Below are 21,359 nucleotides of genomic sequence, written 5' to 3'. Positions count from 1 at the left end.
CGGCCGGAGCGTTACCGAAATCTTCAGCATTTCCGGGCACAAAAGCGGGCGAATTCACCGTTTGAAGGATTGTTCGCCTCATGCCTGTCGACGCAAAGCAGAAGGTTTCCGTCATTGGCCTTGGCTATATCGGCCTGCCGACCGCCGCGCTGATCGCGCGTGGCGGCGCGCAGGTGGTGGGGGTCGACGTCAGCGCCCATGTGGTCGAAACGGTCAATGGCGGCCGCGTCCATATCGAGGAAGTCGATCTGGATGGCTTGGTCCAAGGCGTGGTCGCTCGCGGCAACCTGCGCGCCAGCTTGGAGGTCGAGGAAAGCGACGTCTTTATCATCGCCGTGCCGACCCCCGTGTCGGAAGATCGCGCGCCAGACATCTCCTATGTCCTCAAAGCCGCGCGCACGATCGCCCCGGTGCTCAAGGCCGGCGATACGGTGATCCTCGAATCCACCTCGCCCGTCGGCACGACCGAAGCGATGCGCGACGTGATCGGCGCCATTCGTCCCGACCTTAAAATGCCGGGGCAGGGCGCGCAGGGCGACATCGCCATCGCCTATTGCCCGGAACGCGTGCTGCCAGGCCGCATCCTGGTCGAACTGATCGACAACGACCGCTGCATCGGCGGCATCACGCCGCGTTGCGCGCGCAAGGCGCTGGGCTTCTATCGCCAGTTCGTGCGTGGCGCCTGCATCACCACAACCGCCCGCGCGGCCGAAATGGTCAAGCTGGTCGAAAACAGCTTCCGCGACGTCAACATCGCCTTCGCCAACGAATTGTCGGTGATCGCGGAGAATGTGGACATCGACGTGTGGGAGGTGATCCGCCTCGCCAACCGCCATCCGCGCGTCAATATCCTCTCGCCAGGCCCAGGCGTCGGCGGGCATTGCATCGCCGTCGATCCCTGGTTCATCGTCCATGGCGACCCGGAAAATGCCCGCATCATCCGCACCGCACGCGAAGTGAATGACGGCAAGACCGACTATGTCATAGCCAAGGCGTCGGACATGATCGACGCCTTCGCCGACGAAGACGTCGCCTGCCTCGGCCTTGCCTTCAAGGCGAATATCGATGATTTCCGCGAAAGCCCGGCGGTGAAGGTCGCCGCGCGGCTGGCGCGGCGCTATGGTCGCCGCATCAAGCTGGTCGAACCCTATGCTCAGGCATTGCCGATGGAATTCGCCGGAACGGGGGCCGACCTGATCGATCTCGATACGGCACTGGAACAATGTGGCGTTTTCGTCATTCTAGTCGATCATGACATGTTCAAATCTGTCCCCGTCGATGAACGCGCCGGCAAGGCTGTCTATGACACGCGGGGCATCTGGCCCGATCAGCCGCGCCGCCTGGCGCAGCCGGCGCCCGACCGCCTCGCCATCTGACAGCCATCGGGCGCCTTCGGCCTGTCCCGTCCATGGTTGCCATCATCGTGCCGCGCCGTTAACCCCCGGCCTCATCTGGGTTAGGACGGGGCGGGAGCGCGGATGAAGCGCGGAAACAGCATCAACCGATCGATTGCGATGCTGGCGGCCTGCGGGCTGCTGGGGGCGTGCGCGACCGTGGAGGATGCGCCACGGGGCGAGGCCGCCTATGTGGCGATCCCTCCGCCACCAGCGATTGGAATGGATTATCGTATCGCGCCAGACGATGTGCTGCGCATCCAAGTGTATCATGAACCCGGCCTGTCGCTGGAAGACGCGCAGGTCACGGCGGCCGGCATGATCCGTATGCCACTGATCGGCGATGTGTCGGTCGCGGGTCTGACCGCCGGCGAAGCGGGCGATGTCATTGCCGGGCGCCTGGGGGAACGCTATCTGGTGTCGCCGCAAGTCACCCTGTTTGTGAAAAAGGCCGTGGGCCGCCGCGTCACATTGGATGGCGAAGTGCGCGAACCTGGCCTCTATCCGGTCGAAGGGCGACTGACGCTGTTACAGGCCGTCGCCCTGGCGAGGGGGCCGACCCGGCTCGCCGGCCTCAATCAGGTGGTCGTCATACGTCGGTTGGACGGCCAGCGGCGGGCCGCGTTGTTCGATCTGGCCGCCATTCGCAAGGGGCGTGCGCCCGATCCTGAAATTCTGCCGGGCGACATGGTCATCGTCGGCCTGTCGCGCGCCAAGGCGATCATGGGCGGCGCGCTGCTGGCCATGCCTGCGCTCGCCACCGGCTTTATCGCGCTGGACGGAAATCACTGATGGGTATTCCTGCTTTCCCGATGCGTGACGATGCGGATAACGGCGGCGAAGGATTCAGCGCCCGCTTGTCCGCCGCCGCGCAGCGCTGCTGGCTGGTGCTGCGCCGCCACCGCGTCATCCTGTTCGTCACCATGGCGCTCTGCCTGTTGGCCGGCGCGCTCTTCATCCTCACCTCTACGCCTGATTATCGCGCCACCGCCTCGGTCGAGGTGGAGGATGTGCCTGCCGGCGCGGCCGGTTCCGCCGCGGCCCAGCGCGCCGGATCGGCGAACGACACCGAAACGCTGATGCAGACCGAATTGGAGGTGTTGCGCAGCCGGGCGCTGGCGGAGGAGGTCGCGCGCGATCTGTCGCTGGTCGGTACGCCGACCTTCTTCAAGGGCATGGACGAGGTCCGCCCGCCAGAGGGCGTCGGCACCTTGTCGCAGCGTCAGGTGGAGCAGGACATGGTCGTGCGGCTGCTGCGCGATAATCTGGAGGTCGAACTGCCCGGCAAGTCGCGGGTTCTGCGGATCAGCTTCGTCAGCGCCGATCCGGTGCTTTCGGCGCGCGTGGCTAACAGCTATGCGGACAGCCTGATCCGCGCCGACCTGAAGCGCGGCTTCGAATCCGGGGTGCAGGCGCGCCGCTTCCTGCTGGGCGAACTGGACGGCGCGCGCAACGATCTGGCGCGGGCCGAGCGCGACATGGCTGTCTATGCCACGCGCACCGGCACGCCGGCCCAATCAGGCGAAGAGAGCAAACCCGTCAAGCCTGCCGCCCCCGACGGGTCGGTGGCGACGCGGCTGGCGCAGCTCAACGCCTTCCGCGCGCAGGCTGCGGCCGATCGTATCGCGGCGCAGAAACGGTGGGAAAGCGCGCGGCGCGCCAGCGCCGACACGCTGCCCGAAGTGCTGGGCAACGGGGCCATGCAGCAGATTATGGCCGATCGCGCGCAAGCCCGCGCGACCGTTGCCGAGGAACGGCAGTTTCGTAAGGATGCCCATCCCGAAATGCGCGAAGCGCGGGCGAAGCTGGCGGCGCTGGATGAGCAGGCCGATTCCATGGCCAACACCATCCGGGCGTCGCTGCGCGAACAATATGAGGTGGCGGTGCGCGGCGAGGATCAGATCGCCAAGGAAATCGCGCAGCTCGAACAGCAGGCGCAGGTGGAGCAGGGCCGCGATGTCCAGATGGGCATCATGGAACGCTCGGTCGATACCTATCGGATGCTGCATGACAGCCTGCTCCAGCGCTATCGCGACATGGCGTCGCAGGCGGGGTTTCAGGCCGGTCGCATCCAGCCCCTCGATCGTGCGGCGGTGCCGACGCGGCCCTTTTCACCGCGGATAGGCGTGACCCTTCTGCTGGCCTCGCTCGGCGGGCTGGCGTTGGGCCTGCTGCTGGTGGCGGCGCGGCATATGTTCGATGACGCCGTGACCTCCGCCGACACGTTGGCGGAACGGGTCGGGCTGTCCTTGCTCGGCGCGGTGCCGGTTACCGGCGATAATCCCCAGCCGGCGGAGATATTCACCCCGATCGCCGCGTCGCTGCTGTTGGCGTCGGCAGACGGGCTGCCGCGATCGATCTTGGTCACCAGCGCGCAAGAAGGGGAGGGCAAGTCGCTGACCCTCCATGCGTTGGCGCTGGCGCTGGCGGGCCTGGGCAAGTCGGTGCTGGTGATTGATGGCGACATGCGCCGTCCGGTGCAGCATCGCCTGTTCCGCCTGTCCCCCGCGCGCGGCATCAGCGAAGTGCTGACCGGTCAGGCTATGGCGCAGGATGTGATCGTGGACACCGGTATCGCGGGCGTGGCGCTGCTGCCTTGCGGCACGCTGCCGCCCAATCCGTCGGAACTGCTGTCGACCCCGGCGCTGGACGGCCTGCTCACGGCGGTGCGCGACCGCTACGACACGGTGCTGATCGATGCCCCGCCGATCCTGGGAATTGGCGATGCGCCGCTGTTGGCGGCCAAGGCGCAGGCCAGCCTGCTGGTGGTCGAATGGGGCCGCAACCATCATGGCGGCCTGCGCGCGGCGGTCGAACGCTTGCGGCGCAGCGGCGGCGCGATCGTCGGCGCCATCCTGACCAAGCAGCAAGGCCGGGCGATGGATTATGATTATCACCGCGGCGGGTGAATCCTACATTCGTTCGGTGTGAGAATGAAAACAGCGCCTTCCCGATCGAGAAGGCGCTGTTTTCATGTCCAGCAATGAAGCGTCAGGCTTATGCCCGCGCCATCAACCCCTCGACCAGCCCCTGGAACAGGCGCCTACCGTCGGTCGCGCCATGCGCCGGCTCGATCACGCGCTCTGGATGGGGCATCATGCCCAGCACATTGCCCGTGTCGTTCAGGATGCCCGCGATGTTGCGAGCCGACCCGTTGACGCTTTCTCCGTAGCGCAGCGCCACGCGGCCATCGCCTTCCAACCGGTCGAGCGTCGCATCGTCGGCGAAATAATTGCCGTCATGATGCGCCACTGGATAGCGGATCGCTTCACCCGCCGCATAGCGGCTGGTGAAGGCGCTTTCAGCATTCTCGACAGTCAGCGCGACATCGCGGCATACGAAATGGCCGCCGGCGTTGCGCAGCAGCGCGCCGGGCAGCAGACCGCTTTCGGTCAGCACCTGGAAGCCGTTGCAGATGCCCAGCACGAAAGCGCCGCGTGTCGCTGCCCTCGCCACCGCCTGCATCACCGGCGAACGGGCCGCCATCGCGCCGGACCGCAGATAATCGCCGTAGGAAAAACCGCCCGGCACGCCGATCAGGTCGATGTCGTCGGGCAGGTCCGTGTCGCGGTGCCACACCATGGCGGGCTTCTGTCCGGTCGCAGCCTCGAACGCCACCGCCAGGTCGCGGTCGCAATTGCTGCCCGGAAAGACGATGACGGCGCTCTTCATGCCTTAGACGACTTTTCGACGCGGTAGTTTTCGATCACTGTGTTGGCCAGCAGCTTGCGGCACATGGCGTCGATATCCTCGTCGCTGGTGTCGTCGGCCAGGTCCAGTTCGATCAGCTTGCCGGCGCGCACGTCATTGACGCCGCCAAAGCCCAACCCGTCGAGCGCATGGTGGATGGCCCTGCCCTGGGGATCGAGGACACCGCCCTTGAGAGTGACGAAGATGCGGGCTTTCATGGGACGCGGACTCCTTGGAATCGACTGGCGCCGCGCGATTCCGCACGGCCGACCTTCGCCGCACCCCCTAAGCGCGGCGCGGCGCGTAGGCAAGCCATTATGACTTTGTTAGCGACCATTGCGCTACCGTGACTGCGTGATTTTGGGGGACGTGCGGAACGATGTCCGGGCTGGCGCTGGCGATGTTTGTCGGGCTGTTCGCATGGGGGCAGCAGATCGTGGGATATGATGATCCGCACGGCAAGGTCCAACTCGCGCTGCTCGCGACCTTTTGTTTCGGTTTGCTGATCGGCTATCGCGCCAATAGTTGATCGCAGAAAATCCCCATTCTCATCTCCGCGCGCATCGCCTAAGCGGCGGGCATGAACCCTGACACCCTCTATTATATATGCGCCATCATCGCCGTCGTCCTTGCGGGCCTAGCCAAGGGCGGTTTCGCCGGGATCGGCGCGCTGGCCATGCCGGTGATGGCGCTCGCCGTCGATCCGGTGCGCGGAGCGGCCATCCTGTTGCCGATCCTGATCCTGCAGGACGTCGTCAGCGTATGGGTCTATCGGCATAGCTGGGACGGCGGCATCCTCAAGGTCATGCTGCCGGGCGCCGCGGTCGGCATCGGCCTTGGCTATCTGTTCGCGGCGCAGGTGTCGGAAACCGCAGTGCTGGGCGTGCTCGGCGCCATCTCCGTGCTGTTCGGCTTGCAACGCCTGTGGATCGAGCGCGGCAAGGCTGTGGTGCTGCCGTCGGATTCGCCCGGCTGGGTCGGCTTCCTGTTCGGCATCGGCAGTGGCTTCACCAGCCATATCGCCCATGCCGGGTCGCCCCCTTTCCAGATGTGGGTGCTGCCCAAAAAACTGCCGCGTGACATGCTGGTGGGGACGACCGCGCTCGCCTTCGCCGCGATGAACTGGATGAAGCTGCCCGCCTATGCCGCGCTGGGGCAGTTCACCCACGCCAATCTGATGGCGACGGCGATGCTGGCGCCAGTGGCGATCCTGTCGACCTTCGCCGGTGTGGCGCTGGTGCGACGGGTCGATCCGGCGCGCTTCTACACGCTCATCTACGCGCTGATGGTGCTGCTGGGCATCAAGCTGATGGCCGACGCGCTGATCGCCTGACATGAAAAACCCGACGAAAGCCTGATGCCTTCGCCGGGTTTGTCCGTTCTGATCGAAGGATCAGCCTTCTTCCTTCTCGCGCTTCTTGCGATGGGTGTCGAGGTCGAGCACAGTGGTGTCCAGTCCTTCGGGCAGCAGGCCAAGACGGCGCGCAACCTCCTGATAGGCTTCGACTTCGCCGCCCAGATCGCGGCGGAAGCGATCCTTGTCCAGCTTCTCGTTGGTCGCCATGTCCCACAGGCGGCAGCCGTCCGGGCTGATCTCGTCGGCCAGGATGACGCGGCTATATTCGCCGTCATAGAGCCGACCAAATTCCAGCTTGAAATCGACCAGGCGGATACCGATGCCGGCGAACAGGCCGCACATGAAATCGTTGATGCGGATCGCCATGTCGGCGATGTCGTGCATCTCGTCCTGCGTCGCCCAGCCGAAGCAGGCGATATGCTCTTCGGAGATCAGCGGGTCGCCCAGCGCATCGTCCTTGTAGCAATATTCGATCAGCGTGCGGGGCAACTGCGTGCCTTCCTCGATGCCCAGCTTCTTGCTGAGCGATCCGGCGGCGACGTTGCGCACCACGACCTCGATCGGGATGATCTCGACCTGGCGGACCAGCTGTTCGCGCATGTTGAGGCGGCGGATGAAGTGGGTCGGCACGCCGATCTGGCCGAGCAGGGTGAAGATATGCTCGGAAATCCGGTTGTTCAGCACGCCCTTGCCCGAAATCGTGCCCTTTTTCTGGGCATTGAAGGCCGTAGCGTCATCCTTGAAATATTGGATGATCGTACCTGGCTCAGGACCTTCGTAAAGGATCTTTGCCTTGCCTTCGTAAATCTGGCGGCGACGGGCCATGCGCGTTCCTGACTTGTCTTATAAAACACTGCGCCCCGGCAATCGCGAATCGTTGAGGATCAGCGGGTGCCGGGGCTGCTTGGGCCGCCCATAGAGCAAAGTCGCAAGGCGTGCAATTCCATGCGTTCTCCATCGGCGCGCATCACGCCCCCTTCATCTTCCGAAATTCTTCGAACAGTCCCAGGAAGCGGTCGATGTCCGCCTTGCTCAAGAAATAGGGCGTCGCGAGCCTGAGTTTGCTGGGGTTGCCGCCGCGGACGCGGATCTTGTGGTTGGTCCACAGCCACTCCTGCAATTCCATCCGCTGCACCGGCGGTGTGTTGACGGTGGCGATCGCCCCGCGCAGCGCCGGATCGGGGGAGGTCCAGCTTTCCGCCCCGCGCTTCACCATCTCGCCATGGATATAGTCGGCCAACAGGCGATTGCGCGCCTCAATCCGCTCCATCCCGATGCTCGTGGCCAATTCAATCGCGGCGTTCAGTCCCATCAAGGTGGGGATGCAGGACGACCCGATCTGCATATAGCGGTCCGCCTTGCGCGTAGGATCGTCATAGCCGCCCGTGGCGACCGTATTCCACACCCGGTCCATCACGCTTTCGTCGCGCAAGTAGAGGAAACCCGTGCCCTTCGTCGCGAACAGCCATTTGTGCATCGATCCCGTGTAAAGATCGCAGCCTATATCGTTGAGATCGACCTTGATCATACCCGGCGCATGGGCGCCATCAAAGGCGGACACGATCCCCTTCGACCGGGCCAGAGCGGCGATTTCCTTGGCCGGCAATACGACGCCCGTCGCCGTGCTGATATGGCTGACGAAGATGATTTTCGTGCGCGGGGTGATCGCATCGTTGATCCGGTTCAATATCGCCGCCGCGTCCTTGGGCGGTTTGGGCATGGCGAACTTTTTCACCACCACGCCATAGCGGCGGTGGCGCAGCATCCAGGGCATTTCGCCTGACCCATGTTCCTCGTCGCTCATCAGCACTTCGTCGCCGGCCTTCATGTCGAAGCCGTTGGCGACATAGCTGTTCGCTTCGGTGCAGTTGCGCAGGATCGACATTTGGTCGACATGCGCGCCCATGAAGTCGGCGAACGGTTTGCGATAGGTCTGCCACGATCCATAGCCCCAGATCGGATAATCCTCCGATCCGGCCTGCGTCATCTGCTCGGTCGTTTCGAACCCGTCGAAAATCGCCTTGAGGACGGGGCGGGGCGAGGAGCCGACCGTCCCGACATTCAGGTTCACGACATCGGCAGGGATCAGGAATTGTGCGCGGAGCGCCTTCCAATAAGCGTCCTCATCCCGGCCATGGAGGTCGGCAGCGGGCAGGGGCACGGCTTTAAGCGCCTGCGCTGCGGCCGGTGCGGCGATGGAGGCGGCGGTAGCGGAACCGAGGAAACTGCGACGATCGAACATGGGCGCCTTTCCGGGCCGGCATGGCCCGCTGACAAGTCTGCCCGATGTTCAACGATGCTCAAGCGGAAATCCGCCTACAGCACATCCCCGAACATGGCCCATAGCAAGGCGGCCCACGCCACCATGCCCACGGCGGCGATAATGACGCCCGATCGGGCGCGCATGGCGGCGATCAGGCCGCGGGCTTCATCGTCATCCTCCATCATCGGCGACTGCGTTACCCCGCCGCCGGCTCCGGCTCAACCCGTCCCGTTTCGCGATCCACCGCCATCAGCCGGCCGGTGAAACATTGCCGCCACCAGCTGATGTCCTGTCCCTCGACACTATCCATCATCGCCCGCCAGCGCCGCTTGCGCTCGTCAAGCGGCATGGCCAGCGCGCGCAGGATCGCGTCGGACATCTCCTCCGGGCTATAGGGGTTGATGAGCAGCGCGTCCTTGAGCTGCATCGCCGCCCCGGCAAAGCGGGACAGGATCAGCACACCGGGATCTTCGGGGTCCTGGGCCGCGACATATTCCTTCGCGACCAGGTTCATGCCGTCGCGCAGCGGTGTTACCAGCCCGATCTTTGCGGCGCGATAGATGCCGGCCAGCTTGTCGCGCGGATAGCCCTGGTTGACGTAGCGGATCGGGGTCCAGTCGACGTCGCTATATTCGCCGTTGATCCGTCCTGCGAGGGAATCGAGCGTCGCACGGATCTGCTGGTAGCTTTCCACCTCGCCGCGCGACGGTGGCGCGATCTGGGTCAGCAGCAGCTTGCGATGATGTTCGGGATGATCCTTCAGAAAGCGGGCATAGCCGTTGAACCGCTCCTCCAGCCCCTTGCTGTAATCCAGCCGATCGACCCCGACGATCATCGAGCGGTCCTGCAACGACGCGCGAACCAGGCTCAGCATGTCCTGCGCCGCTTCGCTCTCGGCGGCCTCGGCAAACTCCTTTGCATTAATGCCAATCGGGCAGGCCACCGCCTGGATGGTACGATCGCCTACGGTGACGAAATCGCCATCGACGCTGCCGCCCATTTCCCGCTCGACATAATGACGGAAGGATTCGAGCCATTCCTCGGTATGGAAACCGATGACGTCATAGGCGAACAGCGTGCTGACCAGCTTGCTGTGATGGGGCAGCGACACCAGCAGCCGGGTCGGGGGCCAGGGAATGTGGAGGAAGAAGCCCATGCGGTTCTTCAGCCCCTTGTCGCGCAGCATCTGGCCCAGCGGGATCATATGATAGTCATGGACCCAGATCACGTCTTCGGGTTCGATCAGCGGGCTGGCGGTTTCCGCGAAGCGCTTGTTGACGCGATTATAGCCACCCTCGAAATCGCGGGCATATTCGGCCAGGTCGATGCGGAAATGGAATAGCGGCCACAGCGTCTTGTTGGCATATCCATTATAATATTCGTCGATGTCCTGTTCTTCCAGGTCGATCGTCGCGGTCTTGACCCCCTCATCTTCGGCAAAGCCGATATGGCCGGTGAAATTGTCGGTGACCTCGCCCGACCAGCCGACCCAGATGCCCCTGCTCTCCCGCAAGGCTTGCGACAGGGCGACGGCAAGGCCCCCCTGGTTGCCCGACTTGCTGGGGCGACTGACCCTGTTCGATATAACGATAAGGCGGCTCATCGCATCGCGCTCCATGGTTTGCTCAGCAAGACGGCGCAATTGATGATGCCGACCAATGAGTAAGTCTGGGGATAATTGCCCCACAATTCCCCGGTTGCAGGGTCTATATCTTCGGACAGCAGGCCAGCGGCCGTGCGGCGAGACAACATCTCTTCGAACAAGGCGCGGGCCTCTTCGGTCCGGCCGGTGCGGTGCAGCGCCTCGATCAGCCAGAATGTGCAGACGTTGAATGCCGTGACCGGCTCGCCGAAATCGTCGGGCGCGCTGTATCGCAGCATGTCGTTGCCGCGCCGCAGGTCGGTTTCAAGCGCCGCCAGCGTACCGATGAACATCGGATCGTCGGCCGTCAGGAACCGCAGGTCGAGCAGTTGCAGCAGCGACGCATCGCGCGAATCATCCTCGAAATTGGCGGAGATCGCCTTGCTGTCGGTGCGCCAGGCAGCCTCCAGGATGCGCGCCTTCATCGTGTCCGCACGGTTCTGCCAGTGGATGGCCCGCACCGGCAGGTCGAGCGCGGTGGCGGCATGGGCCAGCCGATCGCACGCCGCCCAGCACATTACCGCGCTATAGCTGTGGACATGGGCGCGGGTGCGCAATTCCCACAGGCCGGCGTCGGGCTGGTCGTACACTGCCCACGCCCGTTCGCCCACCGCCTCCAGCGCCTCGAAATCGGCATGGCCGGCCATGCGCAGCAACCGCTGGTCGATGAAACCCTGCACCGACGACAGCACGATCTGGCCATAGGCGTCATGTTGAATCTGTTCATAGGCGGCATTGCCCACGCGCACTGGCCCCATGCCGCGATAGCCGGGCAGTTGCTCGGCCTCCCATTCGGTCAGCGTCGCATTGCCGCGGACGTCGTAAAGCGGCTGGATATGCCCGCCACGCGCGCCATCGACGATGTTGCGCAGATAGACGAGATAGGATTCCATCACGTCGAGCGCGCCCAGTCGGTTGAGCGCCTCCACCGTATAATAAGCGTCGCGGACCCAGCAGTAACGATAGTCCCAATTACGCCCGCTGTTCGCATGTTCGGGGATGGAGGTGGTCAGCGCGGCGACGATCGCGCCGGTTTCCTCATGCTGGCATAGCTTGAGCGTGATGGCGGAGCGGATCACGGCTTCCTGCCATTCGGCCGGGATAGCGAGGCCGCGGACCCACAGCTGCCATTCGTTGATGGTGTCGTCCAGCATTCGCTCGATCGCCGGACGCAGCGCATCGGAAAAGCCCTCGTCCGGTCCCATGAAGAAATGCGCATCCTGCTCCAGCCGGAACCAGCTTTCCTGCGCGATCAGGCCGATCGGCGCATTGGTCGATATGCGCATCGCCATATAGGACAGGATCATCCGGATATGGTTGGAACCATAGCTGACCGGCACCTTGTCGGCGCCCCAACCCGTTGTCGGACGCAATTTTACGCGAATGCGGGGGGAACCAGCTACCGGCCGGACGATGCGGATGAACCCTACCGGGCGGTACATGCGGCCCTTATGCTTGTGCCGTGGACAGAAATCGATGATCTCGATCGCATTGCCCTGCGCATCGCTCTGGCGGGTCACCAATATCGGGGTGTTGCGGATATAATGCTGCTCGACCGCGACGCAATTTTCCAGTTCGATCGCCCAGAAGCCGCCGGCCTGCGCATCGTCCCATGGTTTATTGTCCAGCAAGGCGGAAAAGACCGGATCGCCGTCCACACGCGGGACGCAGGCCCACACCATACGTCCCATGCGGTCGATCAGCGCGGAGGCCTGGCAATTGCCGATCGGCCAAAGATCGAGCGAGCGCTCGCTTCCGGCCAGTATGGATTCGCCCGGAACCGATTGGCCCAAGATGGCTTGCTGTGGTGCTTGGATCGGTCTGCCCCTTTCGTTGCTCACGACAAGGGACGCCGAAAATCTATCCGGCGACCCCCTCGGCCAGATAATGCCTGACGGCGGCAACCTGTTCCAGAGAGAATACAGCCAATGTCGCGCGCGGCGCCCCGACCAATATGCCGGCGCCGCCCAATTCGGCGGCGGCGGCGAAGCCTTCCTCGTCGGTGACGTCGTCGCCGATGAAGACCGGCACGCCGCCCGCCATCGGCGCGGTTTGCATCAGCGCAATCAGCGCGCTGCCCTTGTCCGCGCCGCCGGGGCGTAATTCATACAACATTTTGCCCCGTTGCAGCGCCAGCCCATGCTCATCCGCCAGGATATTCGCCAACCGACCCGCCTCCTCGCCCCATTGTGGCGCGCCACGGAAATGCAGGCCCACGCTGATGGATTTGCGTTCGACCAGAAGGCCCGGCTTGTCCTCGACAAAGGTGTTGAAGGCGGCCTCCACCGCATCGATCGCGGGCAGGCGGGGCGGGGCGTCCACCGCCGCGCCGGGCCGGGCGAACTCCAGCCCATGGGTGCCCGACAGCAGGAAATCGCCGAAGCCCAGTTCGCGCAGGGTCGCGATCGATCGGCCGCTGATGATCGCCAGCCGCCCCCCCAACTGATCGCGCAACCGGGCCAGCAGCAAGAGCAGGTCGTCGCCGACATCCACCGCGTCGGGCGTTTCGGCCAGCGGCGCCAGCGTTCCGTCGAAATCGAGGAACAGCGCCGCGCCGTCCAGCAACGTGGTGGGTGGAGCAGGAAGGGCGGACGGGGGGGCAAATGCGGATTCGGACACGGGCGCAAAGTGGCGTCCCTGCCCGAAACCGCAACCCCCGATTTGTCACCGCCGGTCGATTTTCCCGACTGCGGCTCAGTTACGGCATCGGCGCTCATGGACGGCCCAGGGGGAGGACCAATGAATTGTATGGAGAACCCGGAACGCCTGCATGATCCTGGCCAATAGCCGGTCGATGCCGTTGTTGATCTGCGCGCGGCCGTCAAGCCGCAGCCGGTCGTCATATTCGTCACGCATGATGCCGTCCTTTCCTGAAAGCGGGAGGTGGATCGAAAAAACCATCCGCGCCTTCGCCTCTGCCTGATTGACGCCAGTATCGCCAACAAAAGGCTGGACGCATTAGATAAGCTCAGCTTATTGATAAACCTATGTCGATCCTGCCGCCCTTATCCGCCATCCGCGTGTTCGAGGCTGCGGCCCGCTTGGAAAATTTCACCGCCGCTGCCTACGAACTCGGCATGACGCAAGCCGCGGTCAGCTATCAGGTGAAGTTGTTGGAGGAGCGGCTGGGGCTCAGCCTGTTCCAGCGTATCGGGCGCAAGGTCGTACTGACCGACAAGGGGCGGGACATCGCGCCCATCCTGACCCGCGCCTTCGACCAGATGCGCCAGGGCTTTGTTGCCCTGACACAGGATCATTCTGCCGTGCTGACGATCAGTTGCACCAACAGCTTTGCGCATTTGTGGTTGGCGCCCAAGATCGGCGCCTTTCAGATGCGCCATCCGCACCTCGCCGTGCGCATTCAGGCGGAGGACAGCGTCGTCGATCTGGCTCGTGACGGCGTGGACTTGGCGATCCGTGGCGGGAAGGGGCAATGGCCGGGGCTGGAGGCGACGTTGCTGACCCACAACCGGCTTGTGCCGATGTGCAGTCCGGCCTGGCTGGACCGGCACGGTCCCATCGCCGATGCGCAGGCGCTCCATGCCCTGCCGCGCCTGTCGCCTGATGACATGTGGTGGCATGAATGGTTCGCCGCGATGGCGGTGGAGGCCGATCCCGCCGCCGGCCCGCCCGGCATCGCCCTAGATAGCCAGGTGATGGAGGGGCGCGCCGCGATCGGCGGGCAAGGCGTCGCCATCCTCAACCATTTCCTGTGGAAGATGGAGATCGAGTCCGGCCTGCTGGTCGAAGCCGTGCCCTCCTATGTCCGGGAAATCGCCAGCTATTGGGTGGTCTATCCGCCTCACGCCCGCAACACGCCCAAGGTGAAGGCCTTCCGCGACTGGATCGTGGCGGAATTTGCGGCCGAGATCGCCGCCGATCCCGAAGGGCGATACTTGCCGCATTGATAGCCCATGCGTATATTCATGCGCACATGAGATGCAGGAGTCGATCATGACCAAGCATGAACGGATCGCCACGCGCAAGGCGACCAACCTTTCACTGGATGTTGATCTTGTGGCGGATGCCAAGGAACTGGGTATCAATCTGTCCCGTGCATGCGAAGATGCCTTGCGCAGGGAGATTGGATTGGAACGCGGACGGCGCTGGAAGAAAGACAATGCTGCTGGCATCGCCGCCTCCAATGCCTATGTCGAAAAACATGGGTTGCCGCTCGAAAAATACCGGCAATTCTAATGGCGCGCTTTTGCGTCCATCGCCTGCCCGATGGTGCCTACGTCCTGGACTGCCAAACCGACTTGCTGGACCATCTGACCACCCGTTTCGTAGTGCCGTTGGTCCCGCTCGACGATGTCGGAACGCCCATGGCGCGCCTCAATCCGCAATTTAATGTCGATGGGCATCGACTGGTTATGATGACGCAATTTTCCGGCGCGGTGCCTGCGCGGTCGCTTGGGAAGGTCGTGCTGTCGCTGCGGGATCAGGATTATGAGATATCCAAGGCCCTCGATATGCTGATCGCCGGCTTCTGACCAAATCCGTTTCCGTTTCGTGCCCGTCCTGCTATCCGACCTGCGATGACTGATTTTCGCGACCCGTTCGACGCCATCAAGGATCACCCGTTCGACGATGCGCTTTCGCAGCGCTATCTCGTCTATGCGTTGTCGACCATCACCGCCCGGTCGTTGCCCGACCTGCGCGATGGCCTGAAACCCGTGCATCGCCGCCTGCTCTGGGCGATGCGCCTGCTCAAGATGGAGCCGGGCGGCGCGTCCCCGGACGTGCTGGTCGCCAACCCGGCGCGGAACACCACAAGTTACAAGAAATGCGCCCGCGTCGTGGGCGACGTCATCGGTAAATATCACCCCCATGGCGACCAGTCGGTCTATGACGCCATGGTGCGGCTGGCGCAGGAATTCTCGCTGCGCACGCCGCTGGTCGACGGGCAGGGCAATTTCGGCAACATCGACGGCGATAACGCCGCGGCCATGCGTTACACCGAAGCGCGCCTGACACAGGCCGCCGCCGATCTGATGGCGGGCCTGGACGAAGGCACGGTCGATTATCGACCCACCTATAATGGCGAGGATGAGGAGCCGGAGGTCTTTCCCGGCCTGTTCCCCAATCTGCTCGCCAATGGCGCGACCGGCATCGCGGTCGGCATGGCGACCAGCATCCCGCCGCATAATGTCACCGAACTGATCGACGCGGCCGGCCTGCTGATCGACGATCCCGACACCGATCATGCCGCCTTGATGGCGGTGGTGAAGGGGCCGGATTTTCCGACCGGCGGTGTCCTGGTGGACAGCCCGTCGATCATCTCCGAAGCCTATGTCACCGGGCGCGGCGCTTTCCGCACGCGGGCGCGCTGGCACAAGGAAGAGGGGGGACGCGGCACGTGGATCGCGGTCGTCACCGAAATTCCCTATCAGGTGCAGAAATCCAAGCTGATCGAACAGATTGCGGGGATCATCAACGATCGCAAGCTGCCGATCCTGGCGGATGTTCGGGACGAGAGCGACGCGGAAATCCGCATCGTCATCGAACCGCGCGCGCGCACCGTCGATCCGCAGATGTTGATGGACAGTCTGTTCCGGCTGACCGATCTGGAAAATCGTTTCCCGCTGAACCTCAACGTCCTCGACGCCACCCGGACGCCGCGCGTGCTGGGCCTGCGCCCGCTGCTGATCGAATGGCTCAAGCACCAGATCGACGTTCTGGTCCGCCGCGCCCGGCATCGGCTGGAAAAGATCGCCGGCCGGCTGGAACTGCTCGACGGCTATATCATCGCCTATCTCAACCTCGACCGGGTGATCGAGATCATCCGCACGGAGGATGAGCCCAAGGCGGTGATGATGGACGAATTCGCGCTCAACGATCGTCAGGTCGAGGCCATCCTGAACATGCGGCTGCGCTCTTTGCGCAAGCTGGAGGAGATGGAGCTGCGGCGCGAACATGCCGAACTGGTCAAGGAGAAGGAGGAACTGGAAAAGCTGGTCGAAAGCCCGGCCCGCCAGCGCACCCGCCTGAAGCGCGACCTCGCCACGCTGCGCAAGCGCTACGGCCCCGAAACCGACCTTGGCCGCCGCCGCACCCTGGTCGAGGAAGCCGCCCCGGCGCGGGAAATCCCGCTGGAGGCGATGATAGAAAAGGAGCCGATCACGGTGATCTTGTCCGAACGCGGCTGGATCAGGGCGATGAGCGGCCATCGCGATCTCGCCGCCGCCGACACGCTGAAATTCAAGGAAGGCGACGGTCCGCAATATGCCTTCCATGCCTACACCACCGACAAGCTGCTGCTGGCGACCTCAACCGGCCGCATCTACACGCTGGCGTCGGACAAGCTGCCGGGTGGCCGCGGTTTTGGCGATCCGGTGCGTTCGTTGGTCGATATGGACAACGAAGGAGCGATCGTCGCCTTCATGCCGGCGCGTGCCGGCACGGATCTGCTTATGGCCTCATCAGACGGACGCGGCTTCGTCGCGGCAACGGCCGAATTGGTGGCGGAAACCCGCAAAGGCAAGCAGGTGGTCAACGTCCGCGCCGGCGCGAAGCTGAGCATAATCCGTCCGATCCCGGCGGAAGCGGACAGCGTCGCCGTTATCGGGGAAAACCGCAAATTGCTGGTGTTCGCGCTTAGTGAAATGCCGAAAATGACGCGCGGCCAGGGTGTGCAGATGCAGCGCTACCGCGACGGCGGCCTGTCCGACGCGATCGCCTTCCGCCTTTCCGACGGGCTTAGCTGGACCATGGGCGGCGAATCGGGCCGCACCCGGACGGAAAGCGACATGATGCCATGGAAGGTTGCGCGTGGCGCGGCCGGGCGAATGCCGCCGACGGGTTTCCCGCGCGATAATCGCTTCTGATTTCAGCGATTTCGCCGTTAGTCCAACTTTGTCCATTGCGGCGGTCAGCGTTTCCCGAAAATTTACTCCTTCTCGATACAGCGGGGGTATGGAATCGACGTCGGTGCGCAGTTTGCCGGTCAAAAAGGCCAGCACCTCCCCCTTGGGGGGGGACGATGCCCCGCATCCTGAACACGCCATCGGCATGGCGCAATGGCTGGAGGCTCTCCCCCAGCTTGCTGCTGTATTCTCATTCGAAAACAATAGTCTAAACCTTATGCGCGGAAATGCGCGTTTTACTCAGGCTTTCAGGTTGCAAGCCGAACGAGGCGAAGCTGCCGCTAGCGTCGCCGCGGCATGGCGCGAGCGCGCCAGCAATTTTATCCGGTCTGGACGCGATTCGGACAGTTTCGAATTGCGTCGCGACGGCAAACTTGGGCCGGAATATTTCATGTGCACCATCGGTCGCCTGCCCGCGGCCGACGGGCGCCCCGAACATTATCTCTTCACCGCCACCGACCGGACCGGCGAACGGACGATCGAAAAAAATCTCCGTCGGGAACTGCTGTCGGATGGCTTGACCGCGCTGCCCAATCGCACGGGATTTGGTGAAGAGATTGACGATCGTCTGGCCAATACGGTCTGGCCTGACAAGGCCCAGTTCGGCATCATCGCGATCGATCTCAGTCGCTTCAGCCGAGTCAATGAATCCCTTGGTCCGATGGCGGGCGACGAACTGCTGATCACCGTCGCCAAGCGCCTGAAATCCAGCTTGCGCCAAGGCGACGTGCTGGCCCGTATCGGCGGCAATGATTTTGCCATCTTTGCGCGCTTAAACAATGGCTTATCAGACGCTCTTCATATCGTTCAGAGGATCAAGGAGGCGCTCAGCTCGCCGATCCGCCTCAGCGATCTTCAAATCCGCGTCGATTGCGCAATCGGCTGCGCTCTCTCGCTCAATCTGGACGATGATCCCGACGATGTCGTTCGCAAGGCGCAGGCGGCGGTAAAGATCGCCAAACGCAGCGGCAAGGTCGAGATATACCGCAATGGCGTGCTCAAGGAGGCGCAGCGGCGATTTTCTATCGAAAGCCGTCTGCGCGAAGCATTGGCCCAAGGCGGACTGACCCTCGCTTTTCAACCGCTCATCCATCTTCAAACTGGTGAGGTCACTGGCTTCGAGGCGCTCGCCCGCTGGCATGACGAGGAACTGGGTCATGTTCCCCCTGTCGAATTCATCGCGGTTGCGGAAGAAAGCGGCCTTATCACCCCGCTGGGTCGCTGGGCGGCCTATGAGGCGGCCCAGGCGCTGTCGCGCTGGGACGCGAAATTCGGCCAGCCGCTGCCCGTGGGCGTTAACGTCAATCTTTCCCCGATCCAGATGGCGCGCGACGACGTCGCTTCCATGTTCGAGGAGGCTTTGCGCTATGCTGGGATCGCCGGCCACCGATTGACCGCCGAACTCACCGAAAGCGCGATCATCGCCGATCCTGACAAGGCGCGGAAGCTGCTCGTCGCGCTGAAAGGTTTGCAGATGCCGATCGCGATGGACGACTTCGGCACCGGCTTCTCCAACCTCGCCAGCCTGCACAGCCTGCCGATCGACATATTGAAGATCGATCGCAGCTTCGTGTCCACGATGCTGGAGGATCATGACAAGGCGGTGATCGTCCGCACGATCCTGTCACTCGCTGAATCGCTCAATCTCAAGGTTACCGCCGAGGGGATCGAGACGCAGGCGTTGGCCCATGCGCTCCAGCAGATGGGCTGCTGGCAGGGGCAGGGCTATCATTTCGCCAAGCCGATGCCCGAAGCGGAAGCCTTCGACTATTGGCGCGCCCGCTGGAATTTCGAGACGATCTGATCCGCGATCCCCGCGACGCGGTTCGAATCGGGGAAATCTTCCGCCACCCATTGGTCCTGCACCGCACGCAACGCCTTGGCCACATCCGGGCCGGGCGTCAGGCCGCGCGCGATCAGCGCTCCGCCGCCGATCGGCAGAGCGGGCGGGGTCCAGTCCCGCAACTGTTCAAGCGTCGCGAGCGGCCTGTCAGGGTCGAGCAGCATCCGATCGGTTGCGCCTTCGACGCCGATCCGATGAGCGAGCGCGCGCGGACGTTCGATCCCCGCCGCCTGCTCCAATGCCAAGACCAGCCGCTTGCGCGCCTTGTTCGACAGCTTCAACCGCGCACCCACCGAATCGGCCAGCGCCGCATCAGCCGGCAATAGCGCAGCCAGGCGCCGCAACGCGGACGCGCCGATCCCGGCCTCCGCCTCCCGCGCCATCAGCCGATCCATACGCGCGATCCCGGCCGCATCCACTTCCGGCAGCACCGTGCGCAATATGCCGCCCTCCACCATCAGGCTCAGCGCATGGATCGGCGAAGCGACACCCAGTAATTTCAACAATTCGTCCGCGATTCGCTCGCGTGACAGCGCCATCAGGCTGTTGGCTGCGGCGACGCACGCATCATAGGCGATACTGTCCAACTCGTTGTCGCCATAGCGCGCCAGGAAGCGGAAATAGCGCAGGATGCGCAGATGGTCTTCGGCGATCCGCGCCGATGCATCGCCGATGAAGCGCAGGCGCCGCGCCTCCAGATCTGCGATCCCGCCGAAATAATCGCTGATCGCGCCGGTCAACGGATCGGCGTAAAGGGCGTTGATCGTGAAATCCCGCCGCGCCGCATCCTCGCGCCAGTCGTCCGTATAGGCGATGGTAGCGCGCCGCCCGTCAGTGCTGACGTCGCGGCGCAGCGTGGTGATTTCGACCGGCCCGTCGGGCAGGACGGCGGTGATGGTGCCATGGTCGATCCCGGTCGGCACCGCCTTGATCCCCGCGCGCTTCAGCCGATCGACCACGTCCTGCGGGCCCAGCGTCGTGGCGATGTCCAGATCATTGACCGGCAGGCCCAGCAGCCCGTCGCGCACCGCGCCGCCGACGAAACGCGCCTTGCCCTCCGCCGTCTCCAGCGCGGTGAACAGGCCGTCCAGACCGGGGCGATGGCGCCATTCGGCATCAGGCAGGTATATGGTCATGGCCCAGCCTGCGCGAGAGGTTGGCGAGAATGGCGGCGGTAATCCCCCAGATGCGGCGGCCTTCCCAATATATCTCGTAATAATGACGCTGCCTGCCCTCATATTCCATCGCATGGCGCACCCGGCGCGCGGGATCGAGCGCGTAAGCGAGCGGCAGTTCGAACCAGTCGGCAACCTCGCTTTCCTGTGCGCGCAGCGGCAGGTCGGGCGGAATGACGCCCAGCACCGGGATAATGTCGAAGCCGGTAAAAGTGTGGTAGCGATCGGACGTCCCGATCACCTGCACCCGGTCGGGCGGCAACGCGATTTCCTCCTGCGCCTCGCGCAGCGCCCCGGCGATCTCGTCGGCGTCGCCCGCATCCACCCGGCCGCCCGGAAAGGCGATCTGGCCCGCATGTTTGCGCAGGCGCGACGATCGCTCGGTCAGGATCAGGCCGGGTTCCGCTCGGTCGGTGATCGCCACCAGCACGGCCGCGGGCGCCAGCGCAATCTCTCCGTCGATCCGCGGATCGCGCATATCGTCGGGCGCCAGATCTTCGCGCCTGTGCCCTTCTTCCAGCGCGGCGCGCAACCGCTGCGCCAGCGTCATGCCGCCCCGTCCAGCGGGAAGAAGGCGCCGTCGCTCCACAGGCCGATGCGCTCGGCGTCTTCCTCCAGCGCCAGGTTCATCAGCTCATAATAGACGCTGCGCGCCACCAGCGCCTCCATTCCGCCGCGCACATGCAGATAGGGATGCGGCCCATCCGGCGTCTCGCGCAGGCACAGCCCATGGTCCGGCCCGGCGGTCACGATGTCGCCATTTTTGATGCGGAAGGCGAGGGTGCGGCCCCGGCCTTCGCCTTCGCTCTTCAGTTCGACCGCAACGAAGGGCGCATCCTCGACCGCGATGTCCAGCTTCTCGACCGGCGTCACCAGCACATGGCTGCCGTCCGGCTCGCGCCGCAATATGGAGGAGAAGAGCCGCACCATCGTTTCCCGGCCGATCGGCGATCCCTGATGAAACCAGGTGCCGTCGCGCGCGATCCGCATCTCGCTGTCGCCGCAATGGTCGGGATTCCATTTCTCGACCGGCGGCAGGCGTTTTTCGGCAGCCAGCCGCGCGATATCGGCAAGCGAGAGGGTGGACAGGTCGGGCAGGGGCTCCATCGGCATGGGGCGGAGATAGGAG

At 64.0% G+C, this 21,359-nt stretch carries 22 protein-coding genes; 10 read left to right on the top strand and 12 right to left on the bottom strand.

Annotation, left to right across the window (positions count from 1 at the left end; all coding sequences use genetic code 11):
• Positions 1 to 80: 80 nt before the first annotated feature.
• From wecC to EWH12_RS07050, 3 genes are all read left to right on the top strand, one after another.
• Positions 81 to 1,376 carry a UDP-N-acetyl-D-mannosamine dehydrogenase gene (gene wecC, locus EWH12_RS07060; protein WP_129926132.1) on the top strand — a complete coding sequence of 432 codons (1,296 nt, stop codon included), beginning with the start codon at positions 81 to 83 and terminating at the stop codon, positions 1,374 to 1,376.
• 102 nt (positions 1,377 to 1,478) lie between these two features.
• Positions 1,479 to 2,186, top strand: coding sequence for a polysaccharide biosynthesis/export family protein (locus EWH12_RS07055; protein WP_129926131.1), 708 nt, complete (start codon positions 1,479 to 1,481; stop codon positions 2,184 to 2,186).
• Positions 2,186 to 4,303 (top strand): GumC family protein, encoded by a 2,118-nt coding sequence (locus EWH12_RS07050; RefSeq protein WP_422917718.1) that lies wholly within the window; start codon positions 2,186 to 2,188, stop codon positions 4,301 to 4,303. The genes EWH12_RS07055 and EWH12_RS07050 overlap by 1 nt, the downstream gene beginning before the upstream one ends.
• Positions 4,304 to 4,391: 88 nt before the next feature.
• Here the strand turns inward: EWH12_RS07050 and purQ are convergent, their stop codons facing one another.
• Both purQ and purS read right to left on the bottom strand, forming a co-directional pair.
• Positions 4,392 to 5,066 carry a phosphoribosylformylglycinamidine synthase subunit PurQ gene (purQ, locus tag EWH12_RS07045; protein WP_129926130.1) on the bottom strand — a complete coding sequence of 225 codons (675 nt, stop codon included), beginning with the start codon at positions 5,064 to 5,066 and terminating at the stop codon, positions 4,392 to 4,394.
• Complete coding sequence (purS, locus tag EWH12_RS07040; protein WP_066601702.1) at positions 5,063 to 5,302, bottom strand: phosphoribosylformylglycinamidine synthase subunit PurS; 240 nt, start codon at positions 5,300 to 5,302, stop codon at positions 5,063 to 5,065. Before purS ends, purQ begins: the two co-directional genes overlap by 4 nt.
• Positions 5,303 to 5,463: 161 nt before the next feature.
• Here purS and EWH12_RS22195 point away from each other — a divergent pair, with 161 nt between their 5' ends.
• Together EWH12_RS22195 and EWH12_RS07035 are read left to right on the top strand one after the other, a co-directional pair.
• Entirely contained in the window at positions 5,464 to 5,613 is a 150-nt protein-coding gene (locus EWH12_RS22195) for a hypothetical protein (protein ID WP_165363578.1), read from the top strand.
• A 51-nt stretch (positions 5,614 to 5,664) separates the two neighbouring features.
• Positions 5,665 to 6,417, top strand: a complete 753-nt coding sequence (locus EWH12_RS07035) for a sulfite exporter TauE/SafE family protein (protein ID WP_129926129.1) — start codon at positions 5,665 to 5,667, stop codon at positions 6,415 to 6,417.
• 60 nt (positions 6,418 to 6,477) lie between these two features.
• Here EWH12_RS07035 and purC read toward each other — a convergent pair whose 3' ends face one another.
• The 7 genes from purC to EWH12_RS22190 all read right to left on the bottom strand — a co-directional run bounded on the left by purC (position 6,478) and on the right by EWH12_RS22190 (position 13,202).
• Positions 6,478 to 7,266, bottom strand: coding sequence for a phosphoribosylaminoimidazolesuccinocarboxamide synthase (purC, locus tag EWH12_RS07030; RefSeq protein WP_066601715.1), 789 nt, complete (start codon positions 7,264 to 7,266; stop codon positions 6,478 to 6,480).
• 142 nt (positions 7,267 to 7,408) lie between these two features.
• The gene (locus tag EWH12_RS07025; protein ID WP_129926128.1) at positions 7,409 to 8,683 is read right to left on the bottom strand and encodes an aminotransferase class V-fold PLP-dependent enzyme; all 1,275 of its coding nucleotides are present in this window, start codon (positions 8,681 to 8,683) and stop codon (positions 7,409 to 7,411) included.
• Positions 8,684 to 8,757: 74 nt separating this feature from the next.
• Positions 8,758 to 8,889 (bottom strand): hypothetical protein, encoded by a 132-nt coding sequence (locus tag EWH12_RS22885; protein ID WP_277986013.1) that lies wholly within the window; start codon positions 8,887 to 8,889, stop codon positions 8,758 to 8,760.
• An 11-nt stretch (positions 8,890 to 8,900) separates the two neighbouring features.
• Entirely contained in the window at positions 8,901 to 10,307 is a 1,407-nt protein-coding gene (otsA, locus tag EWH12_RS07020; RefSeq protein ID WP_129926127.1) for an alpha,alpha-trehalose-phosphate synthase (UDP-forming), read from the bottom strand.
• Positions 10,304 to 12,073 carry a glycoside hydrolase family 15 protein gene (locus EWH12_RS07015; RefSeq protein ID WP_277986014.1) on the bottom strand — a complete coding sequence of 590 codons (1,770 nt, stop codon included), beginning with the start codon at positions 12,071 to 12,073 and terminating at the stop codon, positions 10,304 to 10,306. The genes otsA and EWH12_RS07015 overlap by 4 nt, the downstream gene beginning before the upstream one ends.
• 133 nt (positions 12,074 to 12,206) lie before the next feature.
• On the bottom strand, positions 12,207 to 12,965 hold the full coding sequence (gene otsB, locus EWH12_RS07010) for a trehalose-phosphatase (RefSeq protein WP_066601720.1): 759 nt from the start codon (positions 12,963 to 12,965) through the stop codon (positions 12,207 to 12,209).
• 75 nt (positions 12,966 to 13,040) lie between these two features.
• A complete protein-coding gene (locus EWH12_RS22190; protein ID WP_165363577.1) occupies positions 13,041 to 13,202 on the bottom strand; it encodes a hypothetical protein in 162 nt (53 codons plus the stop codon).
• Positions 13,203 to 13,333: 131 nt separating this feature from the next.
• Between EWH12_RS22190 and EWH12_RS07005 the strand changes: the two genes are divergently transcribed.
• The 5 genes from EWH12_RS07005 to EWH12_RS06985 all read left to right on the top strand — a co-directional run bounded on the left by EWH12_RS07005 (position 13,334) and on the right by EWH12_RS06985 (position 19,016).
• A complete protein-coding gene (locus tag EWH12_RS07005) occupies positions 13,334 to 14,254 on the top strand; it encodes a LysR substrate-binding domain-containing protein (RefSeq protein ID WP_207212371.1) in 921 nt (306 codons plus the stop codon).
• Between the two features lie 46 nt (positions 14,255 to 14,300).
• Positions 14,301 to 14,543 (top strand): type II toxin-antitoxin system CcdA family antitoxin, encoded by a 243-nt coding sequence (locus EWH12_RS07000; protein WP_066605220.1) that lies wholly within the window; start codon positions 14,301 to 14,303, stop codon positions 14,541 to 14,543.
• Positions 14,543 to 14,839 (top strand): CcdB family protein, encoded by a 297-nt coding sequence (locus tag EWH12_RS06995; protein ID WP_129926126.1) that lies wholly within the window; start codon positions 14,543 to 14,545, stop codon positions 14,837 to 14,839. Before EWH12_RS07000 ends, EWH12_RS06995 begins: the two co-directional genes overlap by 1 nt.
• Before the next feature lie 45 nt (positions 14,840 to 14,884).
• A complete protein-coding gene (parC, locus tag EWH12_RS06990; RefSeq protein ID WP_129926125.1) occupies positions 14,885 to 17,173 on the top strand; it encodes a DNA topoisomerase IV subunit A in 2,289 nt (762 codons plus the stop codon).
• An 88-nt stretch (positions 17,174 to 17,261) separates the two neighbouring features.
• Positions 17,262 to 19,016: a putative bifunctional diguanylate cyclase/phosphodiesterase gene (locus tag EWH12_RS06985; protein WP_129926124.1), complete on the top strand. Its 1,755-nt coding sequence runs from the start codon at positions 17,262 to 17,264 to the stop codon at positions 19,014 to 19,016.
• Here EWH12_RS06985 and EWH12_RS06980 read toward each other — a convergent pair.
• Genes EWH12_RS06980 through EWH12_RS06970 form a run of 3 tightly spaced genes read right to left on the bottom strand, consistent with a single transcriptional unit; the run spans position 18,980 to position 21,343 of the window.
• Positions 18,980 to 20,191 carry a CCA tRNA nucleotidyltransferase gene (locus EWH12_RS06980; RefSeq protein WP_129926123.1) on the bottom strand — a complete coding sequence of 404 codons (1,212 nt, stop codon included), beginning with the start codon at positions 20,189 to 20,191 and terminating at the stop codon, positions 18,980 to 18,982. The genes EWH12_RS06985 and EWH12_RS06980 overlap by 37 nt on opposite strands.
• Positions 20,172 to 20,780 (bottom strand): CoA pyrophosphatase, encoded by a 609-nt coding sequence (locus EWH12_RS06975; RefSeq protein WP_066601733.1) that lies wholly within the window; start codon positions 20,778 to 20,780, stop codon positions 20,172 to 20,174. The genes EWH12_RS06980 and EWH12_RS06975 overlap by 20 nt, the downstream gene beginning before the upstream one ends.
• Positions 20,777 to 21,343, bottom strand: coding sequence for a DUF1285 domain-containing protein (locus EWH12_RS06970; protein WP_066601736.1), 567 nt, complete (start codon positions 21,341 to 21,343; stop codon positions 20,777 to 20,779). The genes EWH12_RS06975 and EWH12_RS06970 overlap by 4 nt, the downstream gene beginning before the upstream one ends.
• Positions 21,344 to 21,359 lie beyond the last annotated feature (16 nt).

Source organism: Sphingobium cupriresistens, assembly GCF_004152865.1.
Classification (GTDB): domain Bacteria; phylum Pseudomonadota; class Alphaproteobacteria; order Sphingomonadales; family Sphingomonadaceae; genus Sphingobium; species Sphingobium cupriresistens.
The sequence above is the reverse complement of the archived record's forward strand: the minus strand, read 5'-3'. Positions and strand labels throughout refer to the sequence as shown.

Excerpts from the sequence above, each read along its gene's own strand:
- EWH12_RS07035 (WP_129926129.1), top strand. The coding sequence starts at position 5,665 with ATGAACCCTGACACCCTCTATTATATATGCGCCATCATCGCCGTCGTC.
- EWH12_RS22195 (WP_165363578.1), top strand. The coding sequence starts at position 5,464 with ATGTCCGGGCTGGCGCTGGCGATGTTTGTCGGGCTGTTCGCATGGGGG.
- EWH12_RS07025 (WP_129926128.1), bottom strand. The coding sequence starts at position 8,683 with ATGTTCGATCGTCGCAGTTTCCTCGGTTCCGCTACCGCCGCCTCCATC.
- purS (WP_066601702.1), bottom strand. The coding sequence starts at position 5,302 with ATGAAAGCCCGCATCTTCGTCACTCTCAAGGGCGGTGTCCTCGATCCC.
- EWH12_RS07055 (WP_129926131.1), top strand. The coding sequence starts at position 1,479 with ATGAAGCGCGGAAACAGCATCAACCGATCGATTGCGATGCTGGCGGCC.
- EWH12_RS06980 (WP_129926123.1), bottom strand. The coding sequence starts at position 20,191 with ATGACCATATACCTGCCTGATGCCGAATGGCGCCATCGCCCCGGTCTG.
- EWH12_RS22190 (WP_165363577.1), bottom strand. The coding sequence starts at position 13,202 with ATGCGTGACGAATATGACGACCGGCTGCGGCTTGACGGCCGCGCGCAG.
- EWH12_RS06995 (WP_129926126.1), top strand. The coding sequence starts at position 14,543 with ATGGCGCGCTTTTGCGTCCATCGCCTGCCCGATGGTGCCTACGTCCTG.
- purQ (WP_129926130.1), bottom strand. The coding sequence starts at position 5,066 with ATGAAGAGCGCCGTCATCGTCTTTCCGGGCAGCAATTGCGACCGCGAC.
- EWH12_RS22885 (WP_277986013.1), bottom strand. The coding sequence starts at position 8,889 with ATGATGGAGGATGACGATGAAGCCCGCGGCCTGATCGCCGCCATGCGC.
- otsA (WP_129926127.1), bottom strand. The coding sequence starts at position 10,307 with ATGAGCCGCCTTATCGTTATATCGAACAGGGTCAGTCGCCCCAGCAAG.
- parC (WP_129926125.1), top strand. The coding sequence starts at position 14,885 with ATGACTGATTTTCGCGACCCGTTCGACGCCATCAAGGATCACCCGTTC.
- EWH12_RS06975 (WP_066601733.1), bottom strand. The coding sequence starts at position 20,780 with ATGACGCTGGCGCAGCGGTTGCGCGCCGCGCTGGAAGAAGGGCACAGG.
- EWH12_RS06985 (WP_129926124.1), top strand. The coding sequence starts at position 17,262 with ATGGAATCGACGTCGGTGCGCAGTTTGCCGGTCAAAAAGGCCAGCACC.
- purC (WP_066601715.1), bottom strand. The coding sequence starts at position 7,266 with ATGGCCCGTCGCCGCCAGATTTACGAAGGCAAGGCAAAGATCCTTTAC.
- wecC (WP_129926132.1), top strand. The coding sequence starts at position 81 with ATGCCTGTCGACGCAAAGCAGAAGGTTTCCGTCATTGGCCTTGGCTAT.
- EWH12_RS07000 (WP_066605220.1), top strand. The coding sequence starts at position 14,301 with ATGACCAAGCATGAACGGATCGCCACGCGCAAGGCGACCAACCTTTCA.
- EWH12_RS07005 (WP_207212371.1), top strand. The coding sequence starts at position 13,334 with ATGTCGATCCTGCCGCCCTTATCCGCCATCCGCGTGTTCGAGGCTGCG.
- EWH12_RS07050 (WP_422917718.1), top strand. The coding sequence starts at position 2,186 with ATGGGTATTCCTGCTTTCCCGATGCGTGACGATGCGGATAACGGCGGC.
- EWH12_RS06970 (WP_066601736.1), bottom strand. The coding sequence starts at position 21,343 with ATGCCGATGGAGCCCCTGCCCGACCTGTCCACCCTCTCGCTTGCCGAT.